Genomic DNA, 25,707 nt, shown 5'->3' with positions numbered 1-25,707 from the left:
TGGCTGAAACGAAACCGCCGCCGGGGCGGCCGGCGGCGGAAGATCATGCGGAGAAGAGGGTCTGCTATTCCGCCGCGATCGCGTAGGCGGTTTCCTCTGCGTCGGAGGCGTCATCAGTTGTCGTCACCGCATCAGCGTCAGGATCCTGATGATCCAGATCCGCTGCATCCGAACCGACGGCGTTGTCGCTAGCGCCCGGCTGCAGATTGCCTTCGATATCGCCCGTCGCCTCTTCCACCGTGCCATTCTCCTCGTCGAAGCAATCGCCATGTTTGAGGAGATCGGCGATGTCCTTCGGGTCAGGCGCAAACAGCGCCGCCGGATGGACGAAGGTTGCCTCAGTCGATGCGAAGTGGTCGACGAGGGCGGCGCGGGTCTCGCGGACCCGCGGCCGAGGCTGGACGTTGGCCTCTTTTGCCGCAGTCTCCAGCGCCTGGCGCGACAGGCACAGAAGGAAATCCTCTGTTCCCATATTCGGCAGGAAGCCGTCCGCGCCGATTGCCTCGCCGGCGATCCTCGAGACGACGCCGCTATTCGACATGCCACGGCGGCAAGAAAGCACGTCGATGAGGACCGAACGGGCGGCGACGCGCACGCTGTCCATATCGACCGACAGCCTGCCGTCGGCGGAATAGAGGCGCGAGACATGACGTTGGAACCGCCTCAGTCCGAACATGGTGTCGTTGGCGCCGGAATCGACCCGGACATTGGTGCCGGCAAAGGCCATGACCAAGAGCGCCATCAGCATGTCGTCCTCGATCGGCGCGCGGGCCAGCGCCTCATGCAGCGCATCGGTCCGGAAATCACCGATAATGTCGAAGCCCTTCTGCGTGACGTCTGGCCTTGTCTTTCCGGCGACCGCCACCTCGCCGTTAGCCTCCTCCGCGCCATCGGCTGCCGTGCCGGTCTGACCGGCGGACTTCGTGACCTCCGGCATCCGGTAGTGGACGCTCTGCACCTTGCCGTCGCGGTCGAGGTACATTGCGGTGCAATCGCCCTTGGCCGGCTTGCCGTACACACGCTCGGCCTTCTTCGGCAGGTCCGGCTGGCCCCAGTTGTTGACCTCGACTATCGCACCCTTCTTCGGCAGGTTGCTCGACATCCATTCCTGCTGCGCGCCGAGAAAGGCCTCGACATTGGTGGTGTAGCGATTATCTTGGTCGGCGGGGCCGAACAGGTCCTCCGCCCACTCGATGCCATAGGCCTGGCGCAGATCGTCGCCAAAACTCGCGTCGCGGGCATACATGCGGGTTTTCGAGAGGCCGTTGGCGATCTGCCACCAGACTGCCGTATCGCCCTTCTTCGGCTTGTGGGCTTTCCAGACCTCTTTCTGCTCCTCGGACGAGGCAGCCGCGATCGTCCTCAGCTGTTGCTCGTTCGGCATGTCCCCCTTCGCCATCTGGTCGAGCATCGAAGGCAGCACGTTGGCGAGCAGGCGGAGCTTGCGGATCTGGCGGACCGGGAGGGCAAGCGCTACGGCGATCGCCTCTTCGGTCCAACCGAGCGCGACCAGCCGCTCGATGCCCCGCCATTGGTCGACGGGGTTCAACGGCTCGCGCGCGATGTTCTCGATCATCGAGCGCATGGCTCCGTTGTCGTTGGCCGCCTCGACAACGATTACGTCGATTTCCTCAAGACCCGCGGCGACCGCCATCCGGGTGCGCCGGTGACCGGCTTCGATGACATAGCCGTTGCCGCCGGCTTCCGGGAAAATGACCGGCGGCTGGATCACGCCGACGGCCTTGATCGTCGCCAATAGCAGGGCGTCGGCCTGCGGCGTGGACTTCGACTGGCGCGTGTTATCAGGGTTGTCCTTCAGCGCACGCGGATCGACCTTCATCAGTTGCATGGGATGCTCCTTCTCGGGGATTGGACACGGCCCGCTGCCGGTCCTTCTCGCGTCTTCGTTCTTTCCGAAGACACTTCCCGGACCGCGGAGCGTGCGGCCGGGTGCAACTGCGGTCGAGCATCGCTGCCGCGAAGGACGAGCGGGGCTGACAGCCCTGCGAAGGCCGAGTGGCCGCGATGCGGAGACGGCGGTTGAGCGGAAGCGGCGACCGGCGGACCGATCTGCGACCCGATCCTTTCCCTCTTCCTTACTCTATCGCTATTCTTTGCTTTCTAAATTCGATACGATGAGATGCGACGTTATACTTCTACAATTTTGAATTCACACGTCGATCGCTCGGGGGGCATAGGCATGAGCCTGACGGTACAGCCGAATGTTGATGGAACGATAACGATCAAATGCGGCGGGAGCTCCGTTACGCTCCCCGCGCCAACCACCGGGGCTTTGCCGCCGATCTGGTCGCCGGGCGGCGGAGCCTCGACCTCGATCATCGCCGACGGAAAGGCAAAGACGAAGACCATGCAGCTTGCGACCGCGAACGAACTCGCCCAGGCAATCAAGAACGCGCACAAATCCCACGATGACGCGCTCGAACCAACCCTGTTTCTGTTCGAAATCGGGGGCACTGAGCCCATCGACATCGATGGAATCAGCAAGACACTGTCCGACCTCGGTAAGCCGCAATGGATGGCCGTACAGTTCAAGCTGACGGGCAACAGCAATGGGTGACGGGCCAGCCGCTGATCCCCATGCTTCGGCCAGGGCGAACCTCCGCGATACCGTAAAGTGGCTTGCGACAAGCCTCGCGGCGGTCGGCGCCGCTGTCATAGCCGGTGCTTCGATCAACGGGCTCGCGAGTTTGAGCGGGACGGAGCTTTTCGCCGGCGCGCTGCTCGGCGGGTTCGGACTTGTAGCAATCCTATCCGCCATTTCCATTCTCTTGGGGCTATTGACGTCGGATGTCTTCTATTTCACGCAACTGATGAACGACGACAACGCGAGCAAGGCGATCGCCAACGAGATCGACGAGCGGGCGAGAGATCTTCTGCCGCCGCAGGTTCGATCGATCTCCGAACTCATTGCTTACCGGGATCAGGTTATTGCCCAATACAAGGCGTCCTCGCCGGGCACACCCGCCTACACGAGCGCCGCAGCCAGTTGGACCGCCGTGAACGCTGTGATTGCGCCGATAACGAGCCTTGGACAGTTTCTCGCGCTCCGAAACGAATTCAAGAGGCAGCAAGGTAAGCTATTCGGTTTGACCATCCTCATCATTCTGTCACTTGGAGGCTACGCGCTGCTTGCAGGTGGCAAATCCGAACTGAGCGCGGAGCTTGCGCCGAAAATCATCTTCAAACCAGGCGCGGGCTGGACGGATGTAGCCGCATCGCTCGGCAAGACCTGCGGATCGGACCCGCTGAACGGTACTTTGCTTCAGAAGAAGGCGTTCGATGGCTGGGTGAGCATCAGATTGTCTGAGCCAGGCAAATGCAGCGGGCTCGAGCTGACGATACCGGGCTCGATAGTGACGACCGTTGGGCTGTCGCCGTAACGATCAACGGTCCTATGCCATCAACACACCATTCCGGGAATCGGCGGCCCACGAAAAAAATGGGCCATCGGAAAACCGCGGCCCATAAGGTGTGAAGGTAATTTAAACCTCCAGAGGGGAACAGCTGGTGCGGCAGAACTGGGAGGAGTCCGCCATGTGCATCAGCTGTGCGCACTATGCTCGATTTTTGATCAGATGGAAAACACATATTGTGCAATGTAGCCATGCAATGCTGCGCCGCATACAAGTCGCTCGATCCGTAGGGGGAGGATAGCAGCTTCATGTCGTTGCCGATTTGGCTGCGCTATCCTGGCGAGCCTCTGCCGCCACGGCCTCGTCGACGTCTCGAAGCTGTCGGCGCTTCTCCGCAAGTTCCCCCGAAAAAGCGAATGTGCCTCCTTCGCGTGACCGGTACGAGGCGAGCCGCCGGCGCGCTTCCTCCAGACGTTGGCGATAGCGATCCTGCTCCTCTTCGAAACCATCCAGTGCATGCTCCAGCCGGGAGACGGCGCCGAGCGGCGTTACCGTGATGGCGAGATCGATCTCGTAATCGACCCCAGTGCGCTGGAAGAGCGTCGTGTAACGATATCCGTCGCCCCTGCCGAACCGCTCGCCCGAATAGAGGAGATCGAAGCCTCCGATCGAGGCGAGGACGCTCTCGTCCTCCTGCTGGAGCTGAACGAGAGTGAGGATTTCCTTCATCAAGGCGCGACCGGCGGCTTTCCGTTCGTTGAAAGCCTCGCCGACGACAGTCATGGCAAAGGCGTCGGCCGCAGTCGGAACGAGGCGCTCGATATCCTTGCCGATTTCTATGATACGTCGCTCCGAAATCTCGATATCGCGTTCGGCGTCACGAATCTGCCGGCGCACGGCATACTGATCGTCATCATGGGCGGCGCGCAGCCGTTCGAGACGGGCAATGTCCGCCTCAAGTCCCGCCTTCTGCATCAGGCGCTCGTCACCGCTGGCAATCGCCTTCGCCATGGCGAACTGATTGGCCGCTCCTTCGCCGAGATCTTCCAGCCGGCGGATCGAGGTATCGCCAGACAGCGCCGCCGCGATGAAGCGGGCCTTGCGTTCGTTGTTCTGCCACATGGAGGCGTCAAGCGAGCCCTGGGTGGCGTAGGCGAAAATATCGACCTCGTCATGCTGGTTGCCCTGACGAACGATCCGGCCCTCGCGCTGTTCGATCTGCGAAGGCAGCCACGGGACGTCGAGGTGATGCAGCGCCTTAAGGCGCAGCTGCGCATTGACGCCGGTCCCCATCGTGTCCGACGAGCCGATCAGGAAGCGGACCTTGCCGGCGCGGACGTCGGCGAACAGACGCTGCTTCGCCTCGGTCTTCTTGTATTCCTGCATGAAGGCGATTTCGGAGGCCGGCACGCCCATGCGGACGAGCTCGTCCCTGATCCAGCGGTAAGCGGAAAAACCTCTGGCCTTCTCGACATTGATGGTGCCGAGATCCGAAAAGATCATCTGCGCCGCGCCTGGGAGGTCGAAGGGCTTGCCGTCCGGCCGCACAAACAAGCTTTGCGACGTTTCCTGCCAGATACGGAAGGCGTTCTGAACGAGCAAGTTGAGCTTGTTGTCCGGCTCGTTGTCATTGTCCGCGTCGACCAGGCGCAAGTCGATGGCGGCATGGCGACCGTCGGTGATGACGGAGAGCAGGATGTCGTCGCCGGGCTGCGCCGGCCCCTCACGCATCTCGATCGCCTTGATGCGGGCGTCGAGGATCACTTGGTAATTCTTGAAGGCCTGGGTCGGCTTGGCCGTCAGGATCTGCCGGCGGCCGGTCGAGATCTCAGGCACCTTGACGTAGTCGCGGAGATCTTCCGGCATTACCACGTCGGCGAAGGACCGGAACATCGCGATCAGTTCCGGCACGTTGACGAAGGAAGCAAAACGGCTGACGGGCTTGTATTTGCCCGATGGCTGGATCTCCAGTTCCGTCGTCGTATCACCGAATGTCGAGGCCCAGGCGTCGAATTCGTGTAGGCCGCGCTCAGCCAGTGCGGCGTGGCCAAGCAGACGTTGGACCGAAAACATCTCGCCAAGCGTGTTGGTGATCGGCGTGCCCGACGCCAGAACCAGAGCCCGGCCGGGATTCTTCGTCTCGATGAAGCGGGACTTGACGTAGAGGTCCCAGGCACGCTGCGAACCGGTCGGATCGATGCCCTTCAAGGTCGACATATTGGTGGCAAAGGAGAGCTTGCGGAATTCCTGCGCCTCATCGACGATAATCTGGTCGACGCCGATTTCGGAGATCGTCAGCAGATCATCTTTGCGGGTGGAAAGCGCCTCCAGCCGTTCCTTGAGCCCTTCCTTGAGCCGCTCCAGCCGCTTGCGGGAGACACGGTCCTCGCTGTCGACCTTGGTCAGCAGCTCCTCGTAGAGCTGCAGTTCATCCTGGATCATCTGTTGCTCGAAACTTGACGGCACGGCGATGAACCGGAATGCCGAATGGGTGATGATGATTGCATCCCAGGTCGCCGTCGCCGCCCGGGAGAGAAAGCGAGCGCGTTTTTCCTTGGTGAAGTTCGTCTCGTCGGCGACGAGAATGCGGGCGTTCGGATAGAGCGCGAGGAACTCGCGGGCGGCCTGGGCGAGGCAATGGCCCGGCACCACCAGCATCGCCTTGGCGATCAGCCCGAGCCGCCGCTGTTCCATGATCGCGGCCGCCATGGTCATCGTCTTGCCTGCACCGACGGCGTGCGCGAGATAGGTCGAGCCGGACGAGATGATCCGCCAGACGCCGCGCTTCTGGTGCCCATAAAGAACGAAGGCGCCAGAGGCGCCGGGAAGTTTGAGATGCGAGCCGTCAAAGCGTCTGGGCGCTATGTTGTTGAAACGGTCGTTGTAGACACGTGCCAGTCGGTCGGTGCGATCCGGGTCGGTCCAGACCCAATTCTGGAAGGCCTGCTTGATCTTCTGCAGCTTGTCGCGCGCTGCTTCCGTGTCGACGACGTTCAGCACCCGCCGCTCGCCCTCCGCATCTTTGAACACATCGAAGATCTGCGGCACGCGGCTGTTCAGCGCATCGGCGAGCAACTCGCCGGCGTGGCGGCGGTCGGTGCCCCATTCGGATGTGCCGGCCGCCGTCCATCCGAGCTGCCGGGCCTCCACCGTCCACGAGCCGAGTTCGGGCATGTGGTGGATCCTGATCTCGGCACCCACCGTCTCGTGCACGAAGTCGACGATATCGGCTGCCGGGATCCAGGGCGCGCCCAGCCGAGCGGTAATATCCGACGGGCCAAGGTCGGCGGGCTGCACCGCCTGCAGCGCACGGACATTGCGCTCATAGACAGCATCGAGGCCGGCCGCGGCTTCCGCGGCAGCAAGTTTGGTGCGCACGGCCCCAGAGAGATAGGCATCGGAGGTTTGCCAGGAGCCATCGGCCGGATCGCGGAAGATTGCGTCACCGAGCGCATCGAGAACCGCATCCCTGTCGCAATGCAGAAGCTCGGCGATATGATCGAGGTCGACGCGCCCGCGCTCGTTGAGGACGACTGCCAACGCATCGGCTGCGGAGGTGATGTCGGGCGGGGAAGGGGGCGCAATGACGCGTCCTGAGAAAATCGGCCCGGGCCTGGCGGTGTCGGTTTCGAGGTTATAATCCTCGATCGAGGCGACCAGCCAGCAATCGGGGTCGTCGCGGAAGGGCATAAGGTTCGGCTGGCGATGGGTTTCACGAACCTCACCCGTCGTCTCGTCCTCGATGATCGAGACGGTGGTGTGGTTGATCGGACCGAAATCGCGCACGAAGTTCGACCAGGCGATGCGCAGCCGAACTTGGCAGTCGCGCCACGGCCCGTCCAGTTCCTGGGCTTTCAGGACCTCACGCAGGGCGTCGCGTATCGGGATCAGTTTGCGAATGATCCGGACATGCTTTTCCGAAATTCCCTCAGTGCTGCGTGCCTTGCGCACCTGCACCGCGACGGGCTCGCCATCGACGACCTGCATGAGGCCGTGCCTGACATCGACAAAATAGCTGCCTTCGCGCACTTTGGCGTTGTCGGGGCGGAGATTGACGATCTCGGCAAGTTCGTCCTCCAGATCGATGTCGATGGCCGTCGGCTCGCCGTCATAAATGCCTTCCGGAAGAAGCGCGACGGCTGCCGTCAGCGCCGCGTCGAGCTCCTCACCGGCGCGTGGCCGGCACGTATAGGTCTCCCCGAACGGGCCGGAAGTCAGAGCATGATCGCCGAGCACGAACTCTGGATGCTGCGCGAACCAATGGTTCACGCGGATCACCCCCTCGTCCTCGACAGCCGGCCGGACGTCCTCCAGGTCGAGCCACGAAACGTCGCCTTCCGGCTCGCCTGCTTTGCGCTTGCGGAAGAAAAGAATGTCGACCACGACGTCGGTACCGGCGTCGCGCCGAAAACTGCCTTCGGGCAATCGGATCGCGGCGATCAGGTCTGCGGACTTGGCAATGTGTTCGCGGGCAGTACGATCGGCCTTGTCCATGGTGCCGGCGCTGGTGACGAAAGCGGCCAGGGCGCCCGGTTTCAGGAGATCGATCGATCGGGCGATGAAGTAATCGTGCAGCCGAAGGCCTAGCGAACGATATTGCCGGTCGGAACGAACCGTGCGATCGGAGAAGGGCGGATTGCCGATGGCAAGATCGTAGATCGCATTGAGGTCCGTGCGCGCGAAATCCCCGTTGATGATGCGCGCCTTCGGCTGCAGTAGTCGCGCGATGCGGACCGTGACGGGATCGAGCTCGATGCCGGTGACGTAGCTTAGTTCGCGATACTGTTTTGGCATCAGCGCCGGAAACAGGCCTGTTCCGATACCGGGCTCCAACACCCGGCCGCCGCGCCAGCCGAGACGTTGAATGCCCATCCAGATTGCTCGAATGACCAATTCGGGGGTGAAATGGGCATATTGGGTGCAACGGGCGAGCGAAGCGTATTCGCCCTCGCTGACCGCTGTTTCCAGCGAGTTGCCGAGATCGTCCCAGCCTGTGCGGAAGTCGGTTTCCCCCGGCCGCCGGAACATGCCATTCGCAAGCTCGCTGGCGCCGAAACCAGTGAAGCGGATCAGCCTTGCCTGCGCGGCGGGGGTCGCCGGCAGGTTCATCTTCTCGATTTCGTTGGCGGTGAGGATCGCCGCAACGTTGATGCGTGCCCGCTCCTTCCAGGTCGCGGCGAGCTCGCGGTCGCCATCGTCGAGATAGAAGTTGGCGCGCTGCCCTTGCTTTCGCGGGACCGGCCGGTTGGTCACCGGCAGAGCCCGCGCCGGCGCAGGAGAGGGCGGGGTCGGGTCGGGCTCGTCGTCGTTGGCGGCAAAACCGCCGAACGCTGTGACGCCAAGACCAAGTCCCGATGACAGAGCGCTGCTGCCGAACATATCGAGGGTGAAGGGATCGGTGCTCATCGAAAGCTCCTTGTGAGCGAGCGTCATCGATCCGCCGCAAGCGACAGTCGAAGAACGCGAATGGGTGGCCGCCTGCATGGGCTGCGCGGCGATCGTGGCCGAGCGCGATCGCTTCGCGCCCAGATGCAAACGGAAGCTCTCAAGCCGCAATCGGCGAGCGGAGGTGGCGCAGTTGTACTGGCAGCTTGGCGGCGATCTCGTCCTCGCTGAGGCCTTCCAGCAGCTTCAGAAACGTGCCGCCTTTACCGCCGTATAACATCACGGTGCGTTTGCCGCGCGAGGCCTCCGGCCAGCGCTCGCCCGCATAGCCGCGATAATCGTCCGCCGTAATGCTCCAGACATGCTCGAGGCGTTCCTCGCGCGTCATGGGCCGGACCGGGCGGCTCTCGCGCTCGATAATCGCAAGGCGCATGGTCTCGACGGACGACTGATCGGCAAGGTCGCAATAGCCGTGGAAATAGCGGATCGCCTCGTCGATCCGAAGCGCGAAGAACACTGACGTCACCGAGCCGGTCAGGAACTCGCGCATTGCGAACATCGAACCGCTGATCCAGAGCGGCGGCAGGATTTCGAACATGTAGTCGTGCTCGGCCTCGCCGATCTCGAACCATTCGCCGGCATAGAGCGGCATTGCGTCCTCTTCCCAGCGGTTGGGCCGTTGGAGATGACGGTCGAACATGCGGAACATCTGCGGTCGGCTTGCAACGCCCTGGAAGACTTTTCGGATTGCGGGAGAGGGGTTCATCTGCAGCTCCTTCGGAGGTTTTGGACCGAAGCGCGGCACTGTCCTATCGACCTTGCCTTCCTCTTCAGTCCTTCATGACCCCTTGGCTGCCGCCGGCATCGCGACCGTCAGGGTCAAGGGCCGGCTCCGCCGGGCGAAGCCTCCCTTGACGCGGACCGCGCGCATGCGGCACGCCTCCTCCTTCCGTCCTTTCCCTCTTTTCCCTTTCCCTGATCTTCAAGGACTCGTTCCAATCCTCCTCGGGCGGCCGAAGTCGCGTCCAGTCGCAGCCGACATCATCGGCAAGCGTCCGCAGCCGTTCGGCAAACATGTCGCCCTGCGGATTGGCGTCCGTCGCCGCAACCAACTGGACGCCAGGCTTCATAGCCAACTCCTGCAAGGCTGCCTCGGTGGTCGGCGACCATCCACCGCCAGTGCTGAGATAAAGCGTGCCCTCTCGCAAACCTTCGATCGCTGCGAGGCTCATGGCATCGATCGCGGCTTCCGTGACGGCCAGGCGCGAAGCGCTGTCCGAACCAAAGCGGAAAAGAACCTTGGTTCCCCCGGATGCAAAACCTCGGTATTGCGGTCCGCGCGCTTCCCAGCCGGTCAAAACCCCGACCTTATCCCGGTGCGCCGCCCACATGCTGCCTTGCGGACCTTCGCGCAGAAGGTCGCCCTTGACGGTCGCTCGCAGCACGTTCGCTGGAACGCAGCGCTCGCCATTGAGATATCGCCATGACGCGGAACCCGGCCAGGGACGGCGGCGGGGCTGCCAACGAGCGGTAAGAGAGAGGTCGCATCTCTCGCCATCCCTTGCGGGCTGCCACTCCGGCTCCGTGATCTGAAACCCGACCAGAGCCGCGACCCGTTCTGCACCTTCGGGAAAACCGACCCGATCGAGATGCTCGACGAGCCGGAACACATCGCCTTTCGCGTCGGACAGGGGATCGAACCACCCACGCCCTTCATAGGTGACGATAATGATCTCGCCGCCGCGGCGGAACTTGACTGCCCGTCGCGTGCTTTCCTTCGCGTCTATTGCAAAACCGGCATGCTCAAGCACTGCCGCACAACTGACCTGATCGCGCAGCGCTTCAATCTCTCTTCTCTTCATTTTTCATTCCGATCGCCCAGCGATCGGCCTCCATAATCCTTCCTTGCCCGTCGGTTCACCGACGCCTTTCGGCAGGCCCCGAAGAGCAAAGACCGCAAGGGCGCGGCTGGCAATTGTCGGATCATGCAAGCTGACATCGGACGCGGCGAAGCCCCCCTTGCGGCCTGCCGCTCGCAAGGGGCACCCACGCGGCGCCGGCTCAATGAGCCGGCCATGGCGTATACTCGTGCACGATCGCCAGATCGTCGTCGGCGTCGATCTCGTCAGAAGGAAGGACGCCGTATTCTCCGTCGACCTCGAAGAGGGTGACCGGGACCATCAGGTCACGGGAAAGCTGGAGGGCGTGGGACTGTGCGAGAGAGAGATCGTGCGACATTTGAGAGGCTCCTACGGGAGCGGGCCAATTCCCGCTCGATGGCTCCTCAAAAGGCACGGGGTCCGGGCGCGATCACCGCGAGGCGAAGCCGACGCGGCCGCAGCTTGCTAGCGGACCCTTTATGGGTTGATCGTGGAAGATCCGGAACCGGGCCAGGACGCCATCACAGACAAGCGGGATTGGCTTGCTTCCGTTTGGGCCACCGTTTGACGCACGATTTTCGAGCTCGTGCCAGGTCGTCGCTGCCCGCAGGCCGATTACTCGTGTCTTCGATTTAGCGGGTCAGGTGTTGGCTGAGCGAAGGACTCTGCGTCGCCGCGTGACCGAATGTCGCGTCAGCTTCAGTCGTGGCACCGCCTAAGTTGCGATGAGTCGTGCCTTTCGCGGTTTGCGGAATCCGACCCTGCAAGCGAGAGCGATGGTGCCCGGAGACCGAATGCATAGTTCGCCGCCGACCCAATCTGTCCGCTAAATTTGATTCCCGGATGGCCGCGAAAGCGGGTGTCCACCCTCGGGCGGCACACGGAGGACTGTTGCCGGATTTCTATCGCGGCGCGTTTCACATCAATAACCGAGCGGCACTCTGGATTGGCTTCCCCTTAAGCTCGGCATCACTTCGGTTCTCACTATGATCACGCTCAAGAAGCGATGACACTATTGAAGCCTATCACGGGTTCCCTCAGACAACTCCTTGAGGATCAGCGCGCAAGACGTCGCACCAGCATCCAGCACGCCGAGCGATCGTTCGCCCAGCCTGCTGGCTCGGCCGATCCGCGCGATCAAGTTCACCGTCGAATCGCGGCCACTTTCGGCTGCCGCAACGAGGAGTTCCAATGCCTCGTCGAAGGATTTTCCTTCTGATGTCGCATTGTCAAAAGCTTCAACAGCAGGCACCAACGTGTCAAGCAATGTCTTGTCGCCGACTTTGGCCGAACCAATTTGTTGAATACCCGTCAAGCCAGCATGCAGCATTCGGCTGAACGTCTTGTTGTCGATCTGGTCGACCTGATCGATCTGCTGGGCAAACTCGGTGAACATCACACCGTAAAGCGGACCCATAGATCCGCCGATCTCGGTCATCAGGACTGTTCCGAGGGTCTCAAGCGCTTTTGCGAGCGATAGCTCCTTGCCGCGTATCCGGTCGGCCACTAAACCGAAACCTTTCGCCATATTTATTCCGTGATCGCCGTCGCCAATCTTGCCGTCGATCTCGCTGAGGTAGGCGCGGTTATCGATGATCGCTCTTGCCATGGAGACTACGATTTCTCCGGCTGCCGCGTTATTCATTTTTTGCATTGTTCCCTCCTTAAAGTGTCGCCGCGCAGCGAACCTCGACCTCCAGTAGCGACTTTAGCTCTTCATCGAGCGCCATGACGGTCAAAGTCGCTCCAACCATCTCAAGAGACGTGAAGTAGTTACCAACATACGCTTTGTGGATCCTGAGGCCGCGGCCGGAGATTTCCTCCTCGACTGTGTCGAAGAGAATGTAAAGTTCGTTCAGCGGTGTCGCGCCAAGGCCAGATACCAGTACGGCCACTTCTGTCCCCGAGCCGAGATCATGATCATCCAGCACGATCTGGCACATATCCTTGGCGACCTCTGATGCGCTCTTGAGCGCTTCTACTCGCACGCCCGGCTCGCCGTGATGGCCGATACCGACTTCAATGGTGCCAGGCTCGATCTGGAAGTTCGGATGTCCGACCGCTGGAAGAGTGCACGGCCCCAATCCGACACCGACCGAGCGGCAATTGTCGATGGCCTTCTGCGCTGCGTCACGAACCTCGGATAGGCTGGCGCCCATCGACGCTTTCGCTCCGCCGACCTTCCACATGAAGATCTCTCCGGCAACGCCTCGGCGCTTCTCCCGCTCCTCGGCGGAGGCGGAGCACACGTCATCGTTCGCAACCACCGTGGCAACCTCGATGCCGTCCTTCGCGGCGAGTTTCATCGCCATTTTCACGTTCATGTTGTCTCCGGCATAATTTCCGTAGAGGACAACGACGCCGTTTCCACCATTCGCTTCGCGTATGGCATCATGAAAGCTCTTTGCCGTTGGCGACGAAAACAGCTCGCCGACCGCGACCGCGTCGAGCATGTTGCGGCCTATATAGCCAATGAAGGCAGGCTCGTGTCCGGAGCCACCTCCAGTTACGACACCCACTTTTCCTTGCGCGGGCCGGTCAATCGCCGTCACCACGCGTTGGTTTTCGGCGAGGCGCACGATGTCTCGGTGTGCCTTCACAAAGCCCTTGATGGTATCTTCCACGACCTCATCGCGGTTGTTTACAAAGCGTTGCACTGCGTCCTCCTCCAGACACGGTCATTGATTGTGGTTGAGCGCTCGCTGGACGACCTTGAGCGACCGAGCCAGCGAGTCCTCGATCGTTGACAGCGGCACGGGATCTTGGCGGCGAACGGGCTGCGCCTGCCGATTGCGATGCAGTCTCAAGGGAAGTTCAATACTGACCGGGAGGCTGTCGAGCTTTGCGATTGCAGCCAGGAGGCGCTCGCACCCGACCTTGCCGTCGCCGATATCGCAGAAAAACCAACCTTCGTCGGTTTCACGGACATCCTTGATATGGGCGTGCGCCGATTCCGGCAGCGCCAGGATTCCATCACCTGCGAGATCGTCCATGTCCGGTCGATGGGACGCCGTGTTTGCAGCGTCGTAATTTAGCTTTAGAAAGGGCGATCCGAATTCCTCAACAAGAGAAATACCGTCCCGCGCGGTGTTGATCAGGCTATCGCTGCCGTCTCCTGGGTTTTCCAGGCCAACGATGATATCAAAGGCTTCCGCTCTTCTCAGTATGGTTTCGACGTTGCGACGGAATGTTGCCTCTCTTTGTCGGGCGGCCGCGTTGGTCGCAATAACCTTGGCTCCAATCGCCGCGGCGAATGCCATGCGGCCCGTGAACACTTCGACCGAATCTTCCAAACCGAGGTCGATGTGCGACGACATTGCATGACACAAGAGCCCCGAAGACCTAAGCGCGCTGCGCCAACTGGTCATCTCGGAAGGTGTGAAGGCGGTCTCATCGAAGGGTTCTGTATATCCAACGATAAAGGCCGGCTCGAAATGCGTGAACCCGAGGGTTGCCGCGCTCTCCAGTGCGGCCTCTCTGCTATGCCCGTCGTACGGCGCGCCGGACACGGAGATCACCCGTTCAGCCATGCATTCCTCCCTTAGCAAAGAACGGCGCAAAGGCCGTTCCGAAGGGCAAAGTGTTAAAAACGCTTCATCCGGACAAGCGAATTCCATCGGTCAATGCATGAATGCATCTCAACAGCTGCATCATTTGCGTTAAATTTCCTCATGGAATATAGAGGAAGGGCGTCCTCCAGCGTACTGAATGTCTCAAGTAGGAAACGTGGCGAGGCACGCATAAACGGGAGGAGGGGTGATGAGCGCGTTGGAGTTTCCTTCGCTGCGATCGCTACAGGTGTTGGAAGCTGTCGCACGTCTTGGATCTTTTGGAAAAGCCGCCGAGGAACTGAGCATCAGCCCCTCGGCCGTGAGCCATCAAATGGCCGCGCTGGATTCGGAGCTCGGAATTGCTTTATTTCATCGCTCCGGGCGTTCAATCATGCTGACTGACGCGGGAAGGGCTTACGCTGAAGAGATCAGCGCCTCCTTTCGAAGGATCGAGAGCGCCACGCGCAATTTCACGAAGAAGGGCAAAAGTGACATTCTGAATATCCATTCGGTTGTCAGTCTCGCTTCGCAGTGGCTCATGCCTCGCCTCGCCCGGTTTAGCGCCCGCTATCCGGAGATCGATCTTCGACTGCACGCTTCTGGTGACCCGGCCGAGCTCAGGACCGGCAACGTCGATATAGACATCCGCTACGGAACGCAGCCCGTGGAGGTTGGCATCGCCGTCGAGCCCTTCCCGCCCGAGCCAATAGTGGTCCTGTGCGCCCCATCGTTGGTCGAGGGCGCAAACGGAATACGCTCACCGCAGGATCTCGCCAGATTTCCGCTCATCCACTCCGAAGTGAACCTCTATCGCTGGCAGGATTGGGCCGACGACCACGGTGTGAGGCTCAACATGGATCGGGGGCTGCGTTTCGATAGATCTTTCATGTCCATCAATGCGGCCGCGGATGGACTTGGCGTTTGCCTGGAAAGCCTCATACTCGTCCGGCAAGATCTGAAAAGCGGGAGGCTCGTTGCGCCGTTTGGCCTGGAAGGCCCCAGCATCAATTGCCATAGTCTCGTGTACTTACGATCCAGGGCAAGAACGCCAAAGATCGCTCTGTTCAAACGTTGGATCGAAGAGACCCTGGCTGGCGACGCGGTTTCTGCGAGTGAGATCGACGTCGGCGGGAGGTGAGTTATGCGCAATCAGGGTCGGTGATGCGCGACTGGTGGATCAGACGCGCATCCCCGACGTCAGGCAGTGGTTTAGCCGAAGAATTTCCCGAGTTCGTTCGCTATGAATTCGGGAGCTTCTTCCGCAACCCAGTGACCCGAGCCCGGGATCAATCCGCCTCGAACGTCACTTGCCACCCGCTGCAGTGATTCCATCGTCTCCATGCCGCGGCCAAAACCACTGTCTCCGCCCAGGGCGAGGACCGGCATTTCGAGCTTGCCATCCCTCTCGAGGAATAACTCGTTGTCTTTGACGTCGGTTGGAAAGCCCCGATAATAGGCGAGAAGTGTGCGCAGGCCACCCGGTTTCAGGTAGGTACGGAAATACTCATTCTTGTCTTCCTGAGATAGCACGTTTGCCCGGCTGCCGTAATTGTCAAACAACCATTCCAGATAGATATGCTCGCGACCGCCGAACATCGCTTCCGGCAAATCCGGCGTCCTGAAGAAAGGGTGGTGCCAACGGCGGCCGCCTTGCGACATGTCCGCTCCATCGCCAGGAATGGTAACGTCCAGGATCGCGAGCTTGCTAACAGCCCCCCGGTGCTGCGCGGCCAGGGCAAACGCCACCGGGCCGCCCCAGTCGTGTCCCACAAGATTGAAGCGATCGATCTTCAGATGTTCAGAAAGAAGCTCCCACACGTCCTCGGCAATCGTTTTCTTGTCGTACCCATCGGCGGGCCGGGAAGTGTCGCCGAGGCCCCGCAGGTCCGGCGCGATGATCGCGTACTTGTCCGCGAGGAAGGGGATCACGTGCCGCCATTCGTGCGAACTCTGCGGCACCCCGTGAAGGAGAACCAGCGGCTCACCGGATCCTGCGGTCAGGTAGTGCATGGTGATGCCGGACAGTCGCGCGTAATTGCTTTTGATCTCGGCACTCACTTCTTTGCCTCCTTCTGGCCCGCGGTCATTCCCCGATACGCACGAATGACCTGACTGTCATCTGCCGAGCCTGACCCCTGCCCAGACGCGGCAAGGAAGAACTGATGCGCAACGGAGGCGAGCGGCAGGGCGGCCCTGGCAGAGGAGCCAGCCTCAAGCACGATACCGAGATCTTTCACAAAGATGTCTACCGCGCTCGTTACCTCAGGGTCTTCCAGAAGCATCCGCTGGCCACGATCGTTGAGCATCCAGCTGGCGGCCGCCGAGCCGGACACGATCTCGAGTACCGTTGAGGTGTCGAGGCCAGCCCTTTCGGCGAGCGACAGCGCCTCAGCCGCTGCCGCCAAGTGTACGCCGCACAGCAACTGGTTGACTGCTTTGGCAACCGATGCCTGGCCAGGCCGCTCTCCGAGATAATAGATCTTGGAGCCGAGCACGTCGAAAAGATTGCGGCTCATCTCATAGGTTTGCCTGTCGCCAGCCACCATGATGGAGAGCGACGCGTCGCGCGCTCCGGCGACGCCGCCGGAAACAGGCGCATCCAGAAACCGGTGACCGCGAGCAATAACGGCCTCGGCGAGCTGTTCAACCTCGCCGGGAGGGCATGTTGACATCAAGATGACCACGCTGGCCTTGGCTGAATTTGCCAGGGCGCCCCGTTCGAAGAGGGCTTGGTGCGCCTGGTCGATGTTGACTACCATCATCATCAAGACGTCGGTCTCGCTGGCCGCTTCTGTAGCGTCTGGATAGGCAGTCCCGCCACTGTCAGCGAAGCTTCTTAGAGCATTCTCCGAGATGTCAAACCCCTTGACCCTGAAGCCGCTTTTTAGGAGATGCGACGCCATCGGCAATCCCATCGAGCCGAGACCGATAAAACCGATTGTCGGTTTTCCCGGTCCACGTGCGGGGCTCGGCTTTGTTTCTAAAGCTTGGTGCAATTCCGGTCTCCTCCGCGATACTGGCACGTCATAGGCCGGCACATCCCACCGGAGTGCCATGCTCGCATGCAAAGCGGTTAGCATGGCGGCTTCCTCCACATCAAAAGAGTTTGCGCAAAAAACATGTGACCTGGATTCATGTTGCCTGGCGCGTGCTCCCAGAAAAACTTTGTCTCCATCGCGGGTCACGCCGAACTCGCCTGAGTTCAACTCACCATTGGCCGGAGGCAATTCATTTGCGGACGTTTGGCGCAAGCGCCTAATTTACGTCCAGCCGCACAGTGGGAGGCTTCCGGCTTCAGCGACATCAGTCCAAGGTCTAAGCAACCTGCAAGAAACTGAGGACGCTTACGAGGAGAGCGCCTGCGCTGGAGGCTCCTAAAAACATCGACATAGATCAACACGGTTAGAGGAGGAACCAATGATCACAATGAATCGCCGTACCCTTATTATGAGTTCCGTGGCGATGACCGCCGCGCTTGCGGCACCGCGCATCATGCGTGCGAGTTCGCCTGAATTCTCGTTTAAATTCGCCAACATCATGCCGGTTGATCATCCGCTCAACACGCGGATGACCGAGGCTTCCGACAAGATCAGCCAGCAGACAGACGGCCGCGTGAGCATTCAAGTGTTCCCCGCGAGCCAGCTCGGCACCGATGCTGATATGCTCAGCCAGCTTCGATCAGGCGGCCTGGACCTTCTTGCGCAGACAGGCCTCATCGCAGCGACACTCGTCCCGCCGGCGGCCATCACCGGTGTAGGATTTGCCTACCCCGACTACGCGCAGGTGTGGAAGTCGGTGGATGGTGAGCTCGGCCGGAGCATCCGGACGGCTTTTGAGAAGGTCAACCTGATCGCCTTCGAGAAGATGTGGGACAACGGCTTTCGGCAGACGACCTCGATCGGGAAACCGATCAAGTCGCCCGAGGACCTCAAGGGCTTCAAGATCCGCGTCCCTCCTGCGCCGCTCTGGACATCGCTTTTCAAGTCTCTCGGCGCCGCGCCGACGTCGATTCCATGGGGCGAAACTTATTCCGCACTCCAGACCCACGTCGCCGACGGTCTCGAAAACCCGCTCGCTGGCATTTACTTTGCCAAGATGTACGAGGTTCAAAAGTATCTCTCCCGGACCAACCATATGTGGGACGGCTTCTGGATTCTCGCCAATCGGGACAACTTCGAGATGCTGCCTGAGGACTTGCGTGACATTGTCGTCACCGAGATCAATCGCTCGGCTCTCGTGCAACGCGCTGATGTCGAAAAGCTGAATTCCGAACTCCAGGCAGAGCTGACGAGCAAGGGTCTTGAATTTATCGACGTCGATGTTTCCAAGTTCCGCGCGACGCTGCAAGCTTCGTCGTTCTACTCCGATTGGAAGGGGCGTTTTGGCGAGGAAGCATGGGCGTTGCTGGAGTCTACCTCGGGCAAATTGATCTGAGGCGTTGACATGGCTACTTCTGAAAATGTCAGCCCCCCGGTGATCGGCGCGTGGCCAGTCCTGGCGAAAGCTGAAGCGGGCGTGGTGCGCCTGATTGAATTGATCGCCGCAGCACTTGTTGTCGTCGAGGTACTCGTGCTGTCGGCGGGCGTCTTCGCCCGCTATGCATGGGGCGAGCCGCTCATCTGGTCGGACGAGCTCGCCTCCATGTTGTTCCTCTGGCTTTCGATCGTGGGCGCGGTCCTCGCTTTTCACCGCGGACAGCACATGAGGATGGGCGTTATCGCGGACGCGATGCCGCCCGTCGTAAGGGCAAGACTGGAGGTGGCTGCACTTGTCTTTTGCCTTTCGGTCTGCGTGCTTCTTCTGCCCAAAGCCACGGTCTACGCTCTTCATGAAGTTCCGGTCGTCACTCCCGCGATGGAGGTTTCGGTCGCATGGCGTTCATTTGGTCTTCCGATCGGACTTAGCCTGATGCTTATCCTTGGCGTGACCAATGCCCTTCAGCGCATCAGGCTGAGCGATTTCCTGATCGGAGTCCTTGTAGCCGCATGCTTGATAGGGTTGGCGATTGCGGCGAAACCGTTGATCATGGCGATGGGCAACTGGAACCTCGTGCTTTTCTTCGTAGTCTTCATCGCACTAGGTGTGCTGAGCGGCGTACCAATCGCGTTCGTGTTCGCTCTCGCTGCCATCAGTTATGTGGCTCTGGGTACGAGCCGTCCGATAAGCGTGATCGCGGGTCGGCTTGATGAGGGAATGTCGCATCTTCTCCTGCTGGCGGTCCCGCTGTTCGTGCTGCTGGGTATGCTGATGGAGGTTACGGGCATGGCAAAAGCGATGCTGAACTTCCTGGCGTCCTTGCTCGGACATGTCAGAGGCGGCCTGTGTTACGTCCTCGTCGCGGCAATGTATCTGGTGTCTGGGATATCGGGTTCGAAGACCGCCGACATGGCTGCTGTCGCCCCGGCACTGTTCCCGGAGATGAAAGCGAGAGGATCAAAGCCCGGTGATCTCGTGGCCCTGCTTGCGGCTACGGGTGCGCAGACGGAGACGATCCCGCCGAGCCTCGTATTGATCACCATCGGATCGGTTACGAGCGTATCGATTTCGGCCCTGTTCATAGGCGGTCTTTTGCCGGCGTTCGTCTGCGGTTTGATGCTTTGCGTTGTCGTCTGGTGGCGCTATCGCAACGAGGACATGTCGGGTTTTCGCAAGCCGCCGGCCAGGGAGATCTTCCGCACATTCCTGATTGCGCTTCCGGCTTTGGCCCTGCCTTTTATCATCCGTACAGCGGTTGTCGAAGGCGTTGCTACCGCCACGGAAGTCTCGACAATCGGCATTGCCTACTCGCTGCTGGCAGGCCTCCTCATTTACCGCCGGTTCGACTGGAAGCGGGTGGGTCCGATGCTGGTGGAAACGGCGGTCTTGTCCGGAGCCATCCTTTTCATCATCGCGGCGGCAACGGCTGTGGCCTGGTGCCTGACGCAATCGGGTTTTTCGCGTGGGCTGGTTCAGACGATGGCAGGTCTACCCGGAGGAGCGCCGATCTTTATGATCGTGTCGATCGTCGCGTTCATTGTGCTCGGTAGCGTGCTGGAAGGCATTCCCGCGGTGGTTCTGTTCGCACCTCTGGTATTTCCGATCGCCAAGGGATTAGGGATCCACGACGTGCACTACTCGATCGTGGTCATTCTCGCCATGGGAGTGGGCCTGTTCCTGCCGCCGTTCGGCGTCGGTTATTATGCCGCCTGTGCAATCGGCCGTGTTAACCCCGTGGAAGGGATAAAGCCGCTGTGGGGGTACATGATCGCCCTGCTTCTCGGGCTTGCGATCGTCGCAGCGGTGCCCTGGATCTCGATCGGCTTCCTATGACGTGCGACCGTAGGCGGCCGGTAGAGAAGTCGGCCATTCTACAGTCGTAACCATGTCGGATAAGGCGGAATGCCGGGCTGGCAACGTGCTTCAGAAGCATGCTGCTGGCTCCGCAATATGCCCGGGAAGGAATGTAGCGCCCACCGGAAGATCGTTACGTCCTCGCGGTTTTCCGTGGCTTCTTCCTCAAGGAGCGGTGCTTCGAGGGAAGAGGTAACATCTATCCTCCTACCGCTTAATGAACACCGTTGGCGACCTGACGCAGGGCCACTCACATGACAAAGAGGCAGCCAAGGCGATCCACGATAATCTTGCCGATATTCGGATGCGAGCCGCGTCCCGCAGTCAGGGAGCCAAGAGTTCTTTCGAACTCACCGTAAGCCAACGAGATCTGATGGCCGGAGCAACGCGGCACCCCGAAACCGGTTGTTTCGATTGATGAACCGCAGGTCCGAGCGAGATCATTTGTTGAGCGATGCTCATTGAAATGGACTTGCAATTCAATTGTCGTAGACCTGCCACTTGATACCTTTCCGATGCAGACAAAGCCGAAATCCGTCGCAAGACAAGCGCGGTCTGCAGACGCATTTTACAAATGGGGAGGAGTGAAATGGGAAATGAACGTTTCGAGATCGACCGCCGCAACTTACTATTGGCAGGGGGAGCTGCTTTGAGTGGAGCCGTTTTGGGTGCGAACAGTATAGCGGCTCACGCTAGGGCGAGCCCCGTTTCCGGGGCACAAGCTCCGGACTTTTATCGATTTGCCATTGGGGACGCCCAGGTAACCATCGTATCAGACGGCCCACTTCCGCTCGGCGACCCGACACAAAGCTTTCTCGGCGTCCCGGCCGACGAGATAAGATCCATGCTAAACCACAGCTTCCTGCCCACGGATGAGGTCGTTCTCGCTCAGAACGCACCTGTCGTAAACATCGGTGGCAAGCTGATTTTGTTCGACACGGGGATGGGATCGCTTAAGCAATTTGGCCCGACGACTGGCCGTCTCAAGTCTTGCTTGGCCGCCGCGAATATTGCGCTGGAAGATATTGACGCTGTCGTCTGTTCGCATGCTCATTGGGACCACGTCGGCGGAATCTGGGGCGACGACGGGAAACCAACGTTTCCAAACGCCCAGGTGTACATCAGCCAAACCGACTACGATTTCTGGACCGACGAGAAAAAACTTGGAGGCGATCTCAACGGTCTTGTTAAAGCCGCGATCCACAACCTCAAACCCGTGCGGGACCGCATGGTTTTTTTCCAGGACGAACAAGAGTTTCTTCCTGGTATTCATGCCATTAGCGCTCCTGGACACACACTCGGCCATAGCTGCTTTATGATCGAGTCAGCAGGAAAGACAATGTGCTATGGCGGCGACCTCACTCATCATCCTGTGCTTCTGTTCGAAAAGCCTTTGATGGAATTTGCGTTCGATACCGATCCCAAACTGTCGGCTCAATCGCGTGTGCGCATTCTGAAAATGCTGGCCTCCAATAGAATACCCTTCATGTCCTACCACTTCCCATGGCCGGGCTACGGGCACGTTGGCATAGCGGGAGAGGGCTTCGAGTATTTTCCTGAGCCACTACATCTTAGCCTGTTGGACTGAGTGGTAGAGAAGGGCGCGAGGGCAATGCCTTCGCGTCAATCCTATCCGGAGGGCAGTCGAACGAAATCATCACATGGCGGAAGTTACGCAACAAGCAATGTGCGCCTTCATCGCGTTGCAAGACATCAAGTCACGCGGGAACGCCAACTGAAATCAAGAGCGATCGGCGGACCGCACCTAAAGGCCATTCCTGATCGGAAACATATCCTCGCCGTAGTGGTGAAGCCTTGTGTGATGCCGTCGGCATAACCAGCGCACCTTTAAAGGGTCGTCGTATTGATCATGATGGGCGTCGACCGTTTCAATCCCGCAGACCTCACATGTTTGCTTTTCCAGCTCGCCTGCCTTTACGGCTCGCTGTACAGCAAGATGAGCATCATATTTCGCTGGATTAGCACGGCGCCAATTTGCTTGGCGGGTGTCGGTTTTCAGCATCGCCGCATCCTGTGCCTGTAATTTTGCGCTCTCGACCGATAGATACCTGGAAAGGGCTGCGGGCTCAAGTTTCCGCACAGAGCGACGGCGTCTGTCCGTGGCTCCGCGTCCGAAAACAAGATTTCTCATTGCCAGAAATGATCAGGGTTGGGCGATCGAGATCCACCTTTGCTGCCCGCAATCTTTGCACCGGTGGATACGATATCGCTCGGGTCGATCGGTGTTCCCGATCTTAGCGCGCTGGATGACTAAGCTTGAAATTTCTGCTCGATACATATGTCCTGAAGGAGATCGGTCGAGCCGAACTGCACGAGAATGTGGCAGCCCTCGATACGATTGACGATTCCGATCTCGCGGCTAGCGTGAGCTCAGTTCGAGAGACTGCGAAAGGCATCAAAAAAAGCATAGGACCGACGCTGTCGCGAACGTGTCCGCCAACGCTTCCGACGCCATCTTCGCCGCCTATGAAGGTCGGTATCCTTCCTGTCGATGACAATATCGCCCGTCTTGAGCCATTCTTTCACTCATTCACCGAACTTCACCGCCACTGCGCTCTCTTTTGGGACTCAACCACCGCCAACGTAGTCTTTGCTTCTCTGCACGATTAGAGCGCTAAGACAGCGCCCTTTTGCGTGACAGTTCCACTCAAACGGATGTCGGTGGCCGAGAACCCAACCATAACTGCAAATTCCCCCGTCTCTATCCGCCAGCACCGCTCGGTCGTGTCGAAGAAGGCAAATGTTCGGGCGTCAAGAATGAAACTGAGCCTTCGTTTCTCACCGGGTTCCAGGGCGATTTTCGAGAAGGCTTTCAATTCTTTAACCGGTCTGGGTACAGATGCTTCAACATCGCCGACATAGATTTGCACCACTGCCGAACCTGGCCGCTCGCTGACGTTGGTCAATCCCAGTGTCACTGTCACCGCGCCGGCAGGATCCGGCAGCCCTACCGTCAGGTCTGACATCGCAAAGCTTGAATAACCGAGACCATGACCGAAGGGGAACAGTGGCTTAACGTCCTGGCGATCGTAGTGCCGATATCCAACGAACACACCTTCGTCATATCGCACATGGCCATTCTTGCCTGGATAGACCGCGTCATCCTCGGTATGTGTGGGATTGTCAGCCCAGCGCACGGGGAAGGTCTGTGCCAGTCGGCCCGAGGGCTCGGCCTTGCCGAGGAGCACATCGGCGATCGCGTTGCCAGCTTCCTGGCCGGGATACCAGCATTGCAGTACTGCACGAGCACCGGAAAGCCAAGGCATTTCCACCGGTCCACCGGTTTGTAGGACGACAATCGTGTTCGGATTGGCCGCAATTACCGCCTCAACAAGCTGGTCCTGCAGACCGGGAAGTGCAATGCCGCGGAGATCGGAGCCCTCGGTATCCCAGTCGCCCGTTCTGCCCACGAAGACTACCGCATGATCAGCCTTTGCGGCGACGGCTGCTGCCTCGGCAATCTCCGCTTCGGCCGAAAACCTGCCTATTCCTACCCGAATTGCGGCGATATAGAGGTTGACGTGATCGTGCCGGGCGTACTCGGCGACGACCTCGTATTTACGGCCGGCTTCGAGCGTGATTTCACCCACGACCTCCTCGCAGCCTTCTTCAAAGAATGTGGTACCACGTGTCCAGGAAGCCCAGGCGTCCACCACAAGCCTGCCGTCCACATAGACCCGACCAAGCCCGGCCGAGGTCAGGCCGACGCGATAGACGCCGGCTTCTAAGGCTGTGAAGACGGTGCGCATTCGGGCGGAAAAGCGATGCGGATCGACTAGGCCCCCGGCCACGGGGGGCAACCATACACCGAGGCTCGACGGTTCCTCGATAACCTTCACGGGCTCGCCAGCAAGCTCCCTTTCTTGGAAAAATTCGAAGGTTGTCGGGTTTTCGATCAGCGGCTGAAACCGATAATTGCTGCAACCCTGAGCGTAGCACACGTTCTCCTCACCCAGGGCGTCCGCCAGCCCCTGCCACGGACTGACGACATAGTGGGGGTTCAACTGCGCCGAGCCGCCTCCCATAACCTGCGCGATCTTGGCATTGGGTCCAATGATGGCGACCGTACCTTGCTGAGCCAATGGCAGGATGCCGTCATTCTGTAGCAGAACTGCGCTTTCCGCTCCCGCGCGCCTGATGAGTGCCCTATGTTCCGGCCGATTAATGGCGTACTCCTTAAACTCGCGATGATCGTTGATTGCGCCGGTGCGTTCCATCAGGGTCAGGATATTGTGCACACAGGCGCGGACGGTCTCGACACTTACCTCGCCCGCGTCGATCGCCGCCAGAAGCTTGGAGCCGCGGTCGCGGGTCGGGCCCGGCATCTCCAGATCCAGCCCAGCATTCACGGTGGGTGCGGTCGAACGCGAGCCGAACCAGTCCGACATCACCACGCCGTTAAAACCCCAGTCACCGCGCAGTACCTCGTTCAACAGCCAATGGCTTTCCGCCGTGTAAGTACCGTTTAGTTTGTTATATGAAGACATCACGGCCCAGACCTTTGCCCGCTTCACCGCAGCCTCAAAGGGTATTAGGTAGACTTCGCGCAGAGTGCGTTCGTCGATATCTGAAGAGATGGTTGTACGTTCGATCTCGGACTCGTTGCCGGCGAAATGTTTTATCGTGGCACCCACTTTCTTGGACTGCAGACCTTCGATATAGCCGACGGCAAGTTCCGCCGTCAGTATCGGATCCTCAGAGAAACACTCAAAGTTGCGGCCGTTTGTGACGCTGCGCTGGATGTTAACGGTCGGCGCCAACGAGACATGGGCCCCTTTGGAAAGAACCTCGTCACCTAGCGCACTGCCGATTTCCCTGGCTAGGTCCGGGTTCCAACTCGCTCCGATGGCAATGCCTACCGGGAAAGCCGCTGCAGTCACACCCCCGACAAAAGACCCGGCCCCGCGGGCGCCGTTGGGGCCGTCCGTCAAGCGCAATCTCCCTATCCCTAGGCGGTCGATGGGCGGTAAAGACCAGAACGTATCGCCGGAAAGTAGCGAGACCTGCTCGGCCAAGGTCATATTATCGAGCAATGCTCTCGTCTCAGTCATCTTCTCTGCTTCCTCAATCTTAACTTACCGTTCCCAGATCGGGCATCTCGATATGCATATTGGGAAAGCTGGTGAGGTCGGCGTCATCCGTGGAGCCGTCCATCCATGAGAAGGA

At 59.9% G+C, this 25,707-nt stretch carries 19 protein-coding genes; 7 read left to right on the top strand and 12 right to left on the bottom strand.

Annotation, left to right across the window (positions count from 1 at the left end):
* Positions 1-64: 64 nt before the first annotated feature.
* Positions 65-1,849 (bottom strand): ParB/RepB/Spo0J family partition protein, encoded by a 1,785-nt coding sequence (locus ACZ9DP_RS00785; RefSeq protein ID WP_476199712.1) that lies wholly within the window; start codon positions 1,847-1,849, stop codon positions 65-67.
* A 351-nt stretch (positions 1,850-2,200) separates the two neighbouring features.
* Here ACZ9DP_RS00785 and ACZ9DP_RS00780 point away from each other — a divergent pair, with 351 nt between their 5' ends.
* Positions 2,201-2,578, top strand: coding sequence for a hypothetical protein (locus tag ACZ9DP_RS00780; RefSeq protein ID WP_168318616.1), 378 nt, complete (start codon positions 2,201-2,203; stop codon positions 2,576-2,578).
* A complete protein-coding gene (locus tag ACZ9DP_RS00775) occupies positions 2,571-3,401 on the top strand; it encodes a hypothetical protein (protein ID WP_476199711.1) in 831 nt (276 codons plus the stop codon). Before ACZ9DP_RS00780 ends, ACZ9DP_RS00775 begins: the two co-directional genes overlap by 8 nt.
* Positions 3,402-3,680: 279 nt before the next feature.
* Here ACZ9DP_RS00775 and ACZ9DP_RS00770 read toward each other — a convergent pair whose 3' ends face one another.
* The 7 genes from ACZ9DP_RS00770 to ACZ9DP_RS00740 all read right to left on the bottom strand — a co-directional run bounded on the left by ACZ9DP_RS00770 (position 3,681) and on the right by ACZ9DP_RS00740 (position 14,169).
* Positions 3,681-8,780 (bottom strand): helicase-related protein, encoded by a 5,100-nt coding sequence (locus tag ACZ9DP_RS00770; RefSeq protein ID WP_476199709.1) that lies wholly within the window; start codon positions 8,778-8,780, stop codon positions 3,681-3,683.
* A 139-nt stretch (positions 8,781-8,919) separates the two neighbouring features.
* Positions 8,920-9,525, bottom strand: a complete 606-nt coding sequence (locus tag ACZ9DP_RS00765; protein ID WP_168318613.1) for a DUF1419 domain-containing protein — start codon at positions 9,523-9,525, stop codon at positions 8,920-8,922.
* A 64-nt stretch (positions 9,526-9,589) separates the two neighbouring features.
* A complete protein-coding gene (locus ACZ9DP_RS00760; RefSeq protein WP_205931418.1) occupies positions 9,590-10,621 on the bottom strand; it encodes a DUF3991 and toprim domain-containing protein in 1,032 nt (343 codons plus the stop codon).
* Between the two features lie 199 nt (positions 10,622-10,820).
* Complete coding sequence (locus ACZ9DP_RS00755) at positions 10,821-10,997, bottom strand: hypothetical protein (RefSeq protein WP_015341926.1); 177 nt, start codon at positions 10,995-10,997, stop codon at positions 10,821-10,823.
* A gap of 654 nt (positions 10,998-11,651) precedes the next feature.
* Complete coding sequence (gene dhaL, locus ACZ9DP_RS00750; RefSeq protein ID WP_097527171.1) at positions 11,652-12,293, bottom strand: dihydroxyacetone kinase subunit DhaL; 642 nt, start codon at positions 12,291-12,293, stop codon at positions 11,652-11,654.
* Between the two features lie 10 nt (positions 12,294-12,303).
* Positions 12,304-13,296, bottom strand: coding sequence for a dihydroxyacetone kinase subunit DhaK (locus ACZ9DP_RS00745; protein WP_097527170.1), 993 nt, complete (start codon positions 13,294-13,296; stop codon positions 12,304-12,306).
* A gap of 21 nt (positions 13,297-13,317) precedes the next feature.
* Positions 13,318-14,169: a sugar phosphate isomerase/epimerase family protein gene (locus tag ACZ9DP_RS00740; protein WP_097527169.1), complete on the bottom strand. Its 852-nt coding sequence runs from the start codon at positions 14,167-14,169 to the stop codon at positions 13,318-13,320.
* 229 nt (positions 14,170-14,398) lie between these two features.
* On the opposite strand from ACZ9DP_RS00740, the gene ACZ9DP_RS00735 reads away from it, so the two are divergent.
* Positions 14,399-15,328: a LysR substrate-binding domain-containing protein gene (locus ACZ9DP_RS00735; protein ID WP_004130046.1), complete on the top strand. Its 930-nt coding sequence runs from the start codon at positions 14,399-14,401 to the stop codon at positions 15,326-15,328.
* A 71-nt stretch (positions 15,329-15,399) separates the two neighbouring features.
* Here ACZ9DP_RS00735 and ACZ9DP_RS00730 read toward each other — a convergent pair whose 3' ends face one another.
* Both ACZ9DP_RS00730 and ACZ9DP_RS00725 read right to left on the bottom strand, forming a co-directional pair.
* Positions 15,400-16,248 carry an alpha/beta fold hydrolase gene (locus tag ACZ9DP_RS00730; protein WP_004130049.1) on the bottom strand — a complete coding sequence of 283 codons (849 nt, stop codon included), beginning with the start codon at positions 16,246-16,248 and terminating at the stop codon, positions 15,400-15,402.
* Positions 16,245-17,213, bottom strand: a complete 969-nt coding sequence (locus ACZ9DP_RS00725; protein WP_476199728.1) for an NAD(P)-dependent oxidoreductase — start codon at positions 17,211-17,213, stop codon at positions 16,245-16,247. Before ACZ9DP_RS00725 ends, ACZ9DP_RS00730 begins: the two co-directional genes overlap by 4 nt.
* Positions 17,214-17,607: 394 nt before the next feature.
* Here ACZ9DP_RS00725 and ACZ9DP_RS00720 point away from each other — a divergent pair, with 394 nt between their 5' ends.
* The 3 genes from ACZ9DP_RS00720 (at position 17,608) to ACZ9DP_RS00710 (ending at position 22,108) form a co-directional block, all read left to right on the top strand.
* A complete protein-coding gene (locus ACZ9DP_RS00720) occupies positions 17,608-18,624 on the top strand; it encodes a TRAP transporter substrate-binding protein (RefSeq protein ID WP_097527168.1) in 1,017 nt (338 codons plus the stop codon).
* Positions 18,625-18,633: 9 nt separating this feature from the next.
* Positions 18,634-20,499: a TRAP transporter large permease gene (locus tag ACZ9DP_RS00715; protein WP_476199706.1), complete on the top strand. Its 1,866-nt coding sequence runs from the start codon at positions 18,634-18,636 to the stop codon at positions 20,497-20,499.
* Positions 20,500-21,109: 610 nt separating this feature from the next.
* Positions 21,110-22,108 (top strand): MBL fold metallo-hydrolase, encoded by a 999-nt coding sequence (locus ACZ9DP_RS00710; RefSeq protein WP_132077734.1) that lies wholly within the window; start codon positions 21,110-21,112, stop codon positions 22,106-22,108.
* Positions 22,109-22,285: 177 nt separating this feature from the next.
* On the opposite strand, the gene ACZ9DP_RS00705 is transcribed toward ACZ9DP_RS00710, so the two are convergent.
* A complete protein-coding gene (locus ACZ9DP_RS00705; protein ID WP_041678048.1) occupies positions 22,286-22,543 on the bottom strand; it encodes a hypothetical protein in 258 nt (85 codons plus the stop codon).
* Positions 22,544-22,797: 254 nt separating this feature from the next.
* Here ACZ9DP_RS00705 and ACZ9DP_RS00700 point away from each other — a divergent pair, with 254 nt between their 5' ends.
* Positions 22,798-23,151 carry a type II toxin-antitoxin system VapC family toxin gene (locus ACZ9DP_RS00700; RefSeq protein WP_168318609.1) on the top strand — a complete coding sequence of 118 codons (354 nt, stop codon included), beginning with the start codon at positions 22,798-22,800 and terminating at the stop codon, positions 23,149-23,151.
* Here ACZ9DP_RS00700 and ACZ9DP_RS00695 read toward each other — a convergent pair.
* A complete protein-coding gene (locus ACZ9DP_RS00695) occupies positions 23,148-25,592 on the bottom strand; it encodes a beta-glucosidase (RefSeq protein WP_476199704.1) in 2,445 nt (814 codons plus the stop codon). The two genes, ACZ9DP_RS00700 and ACZ9DP_RS00695, sit on opposite strands and share 4 nt — an antisense overlap.
* Between the last annotated feature and the right edge of the window lie 115 nt (positions 25,593-25,707).

This window comes from Rhizobium sp. USDA 4016, from assembly GCF_056279705.1.
This window is presented reverse-complemented; position numbering and strand designations above follow the sequence as displayed.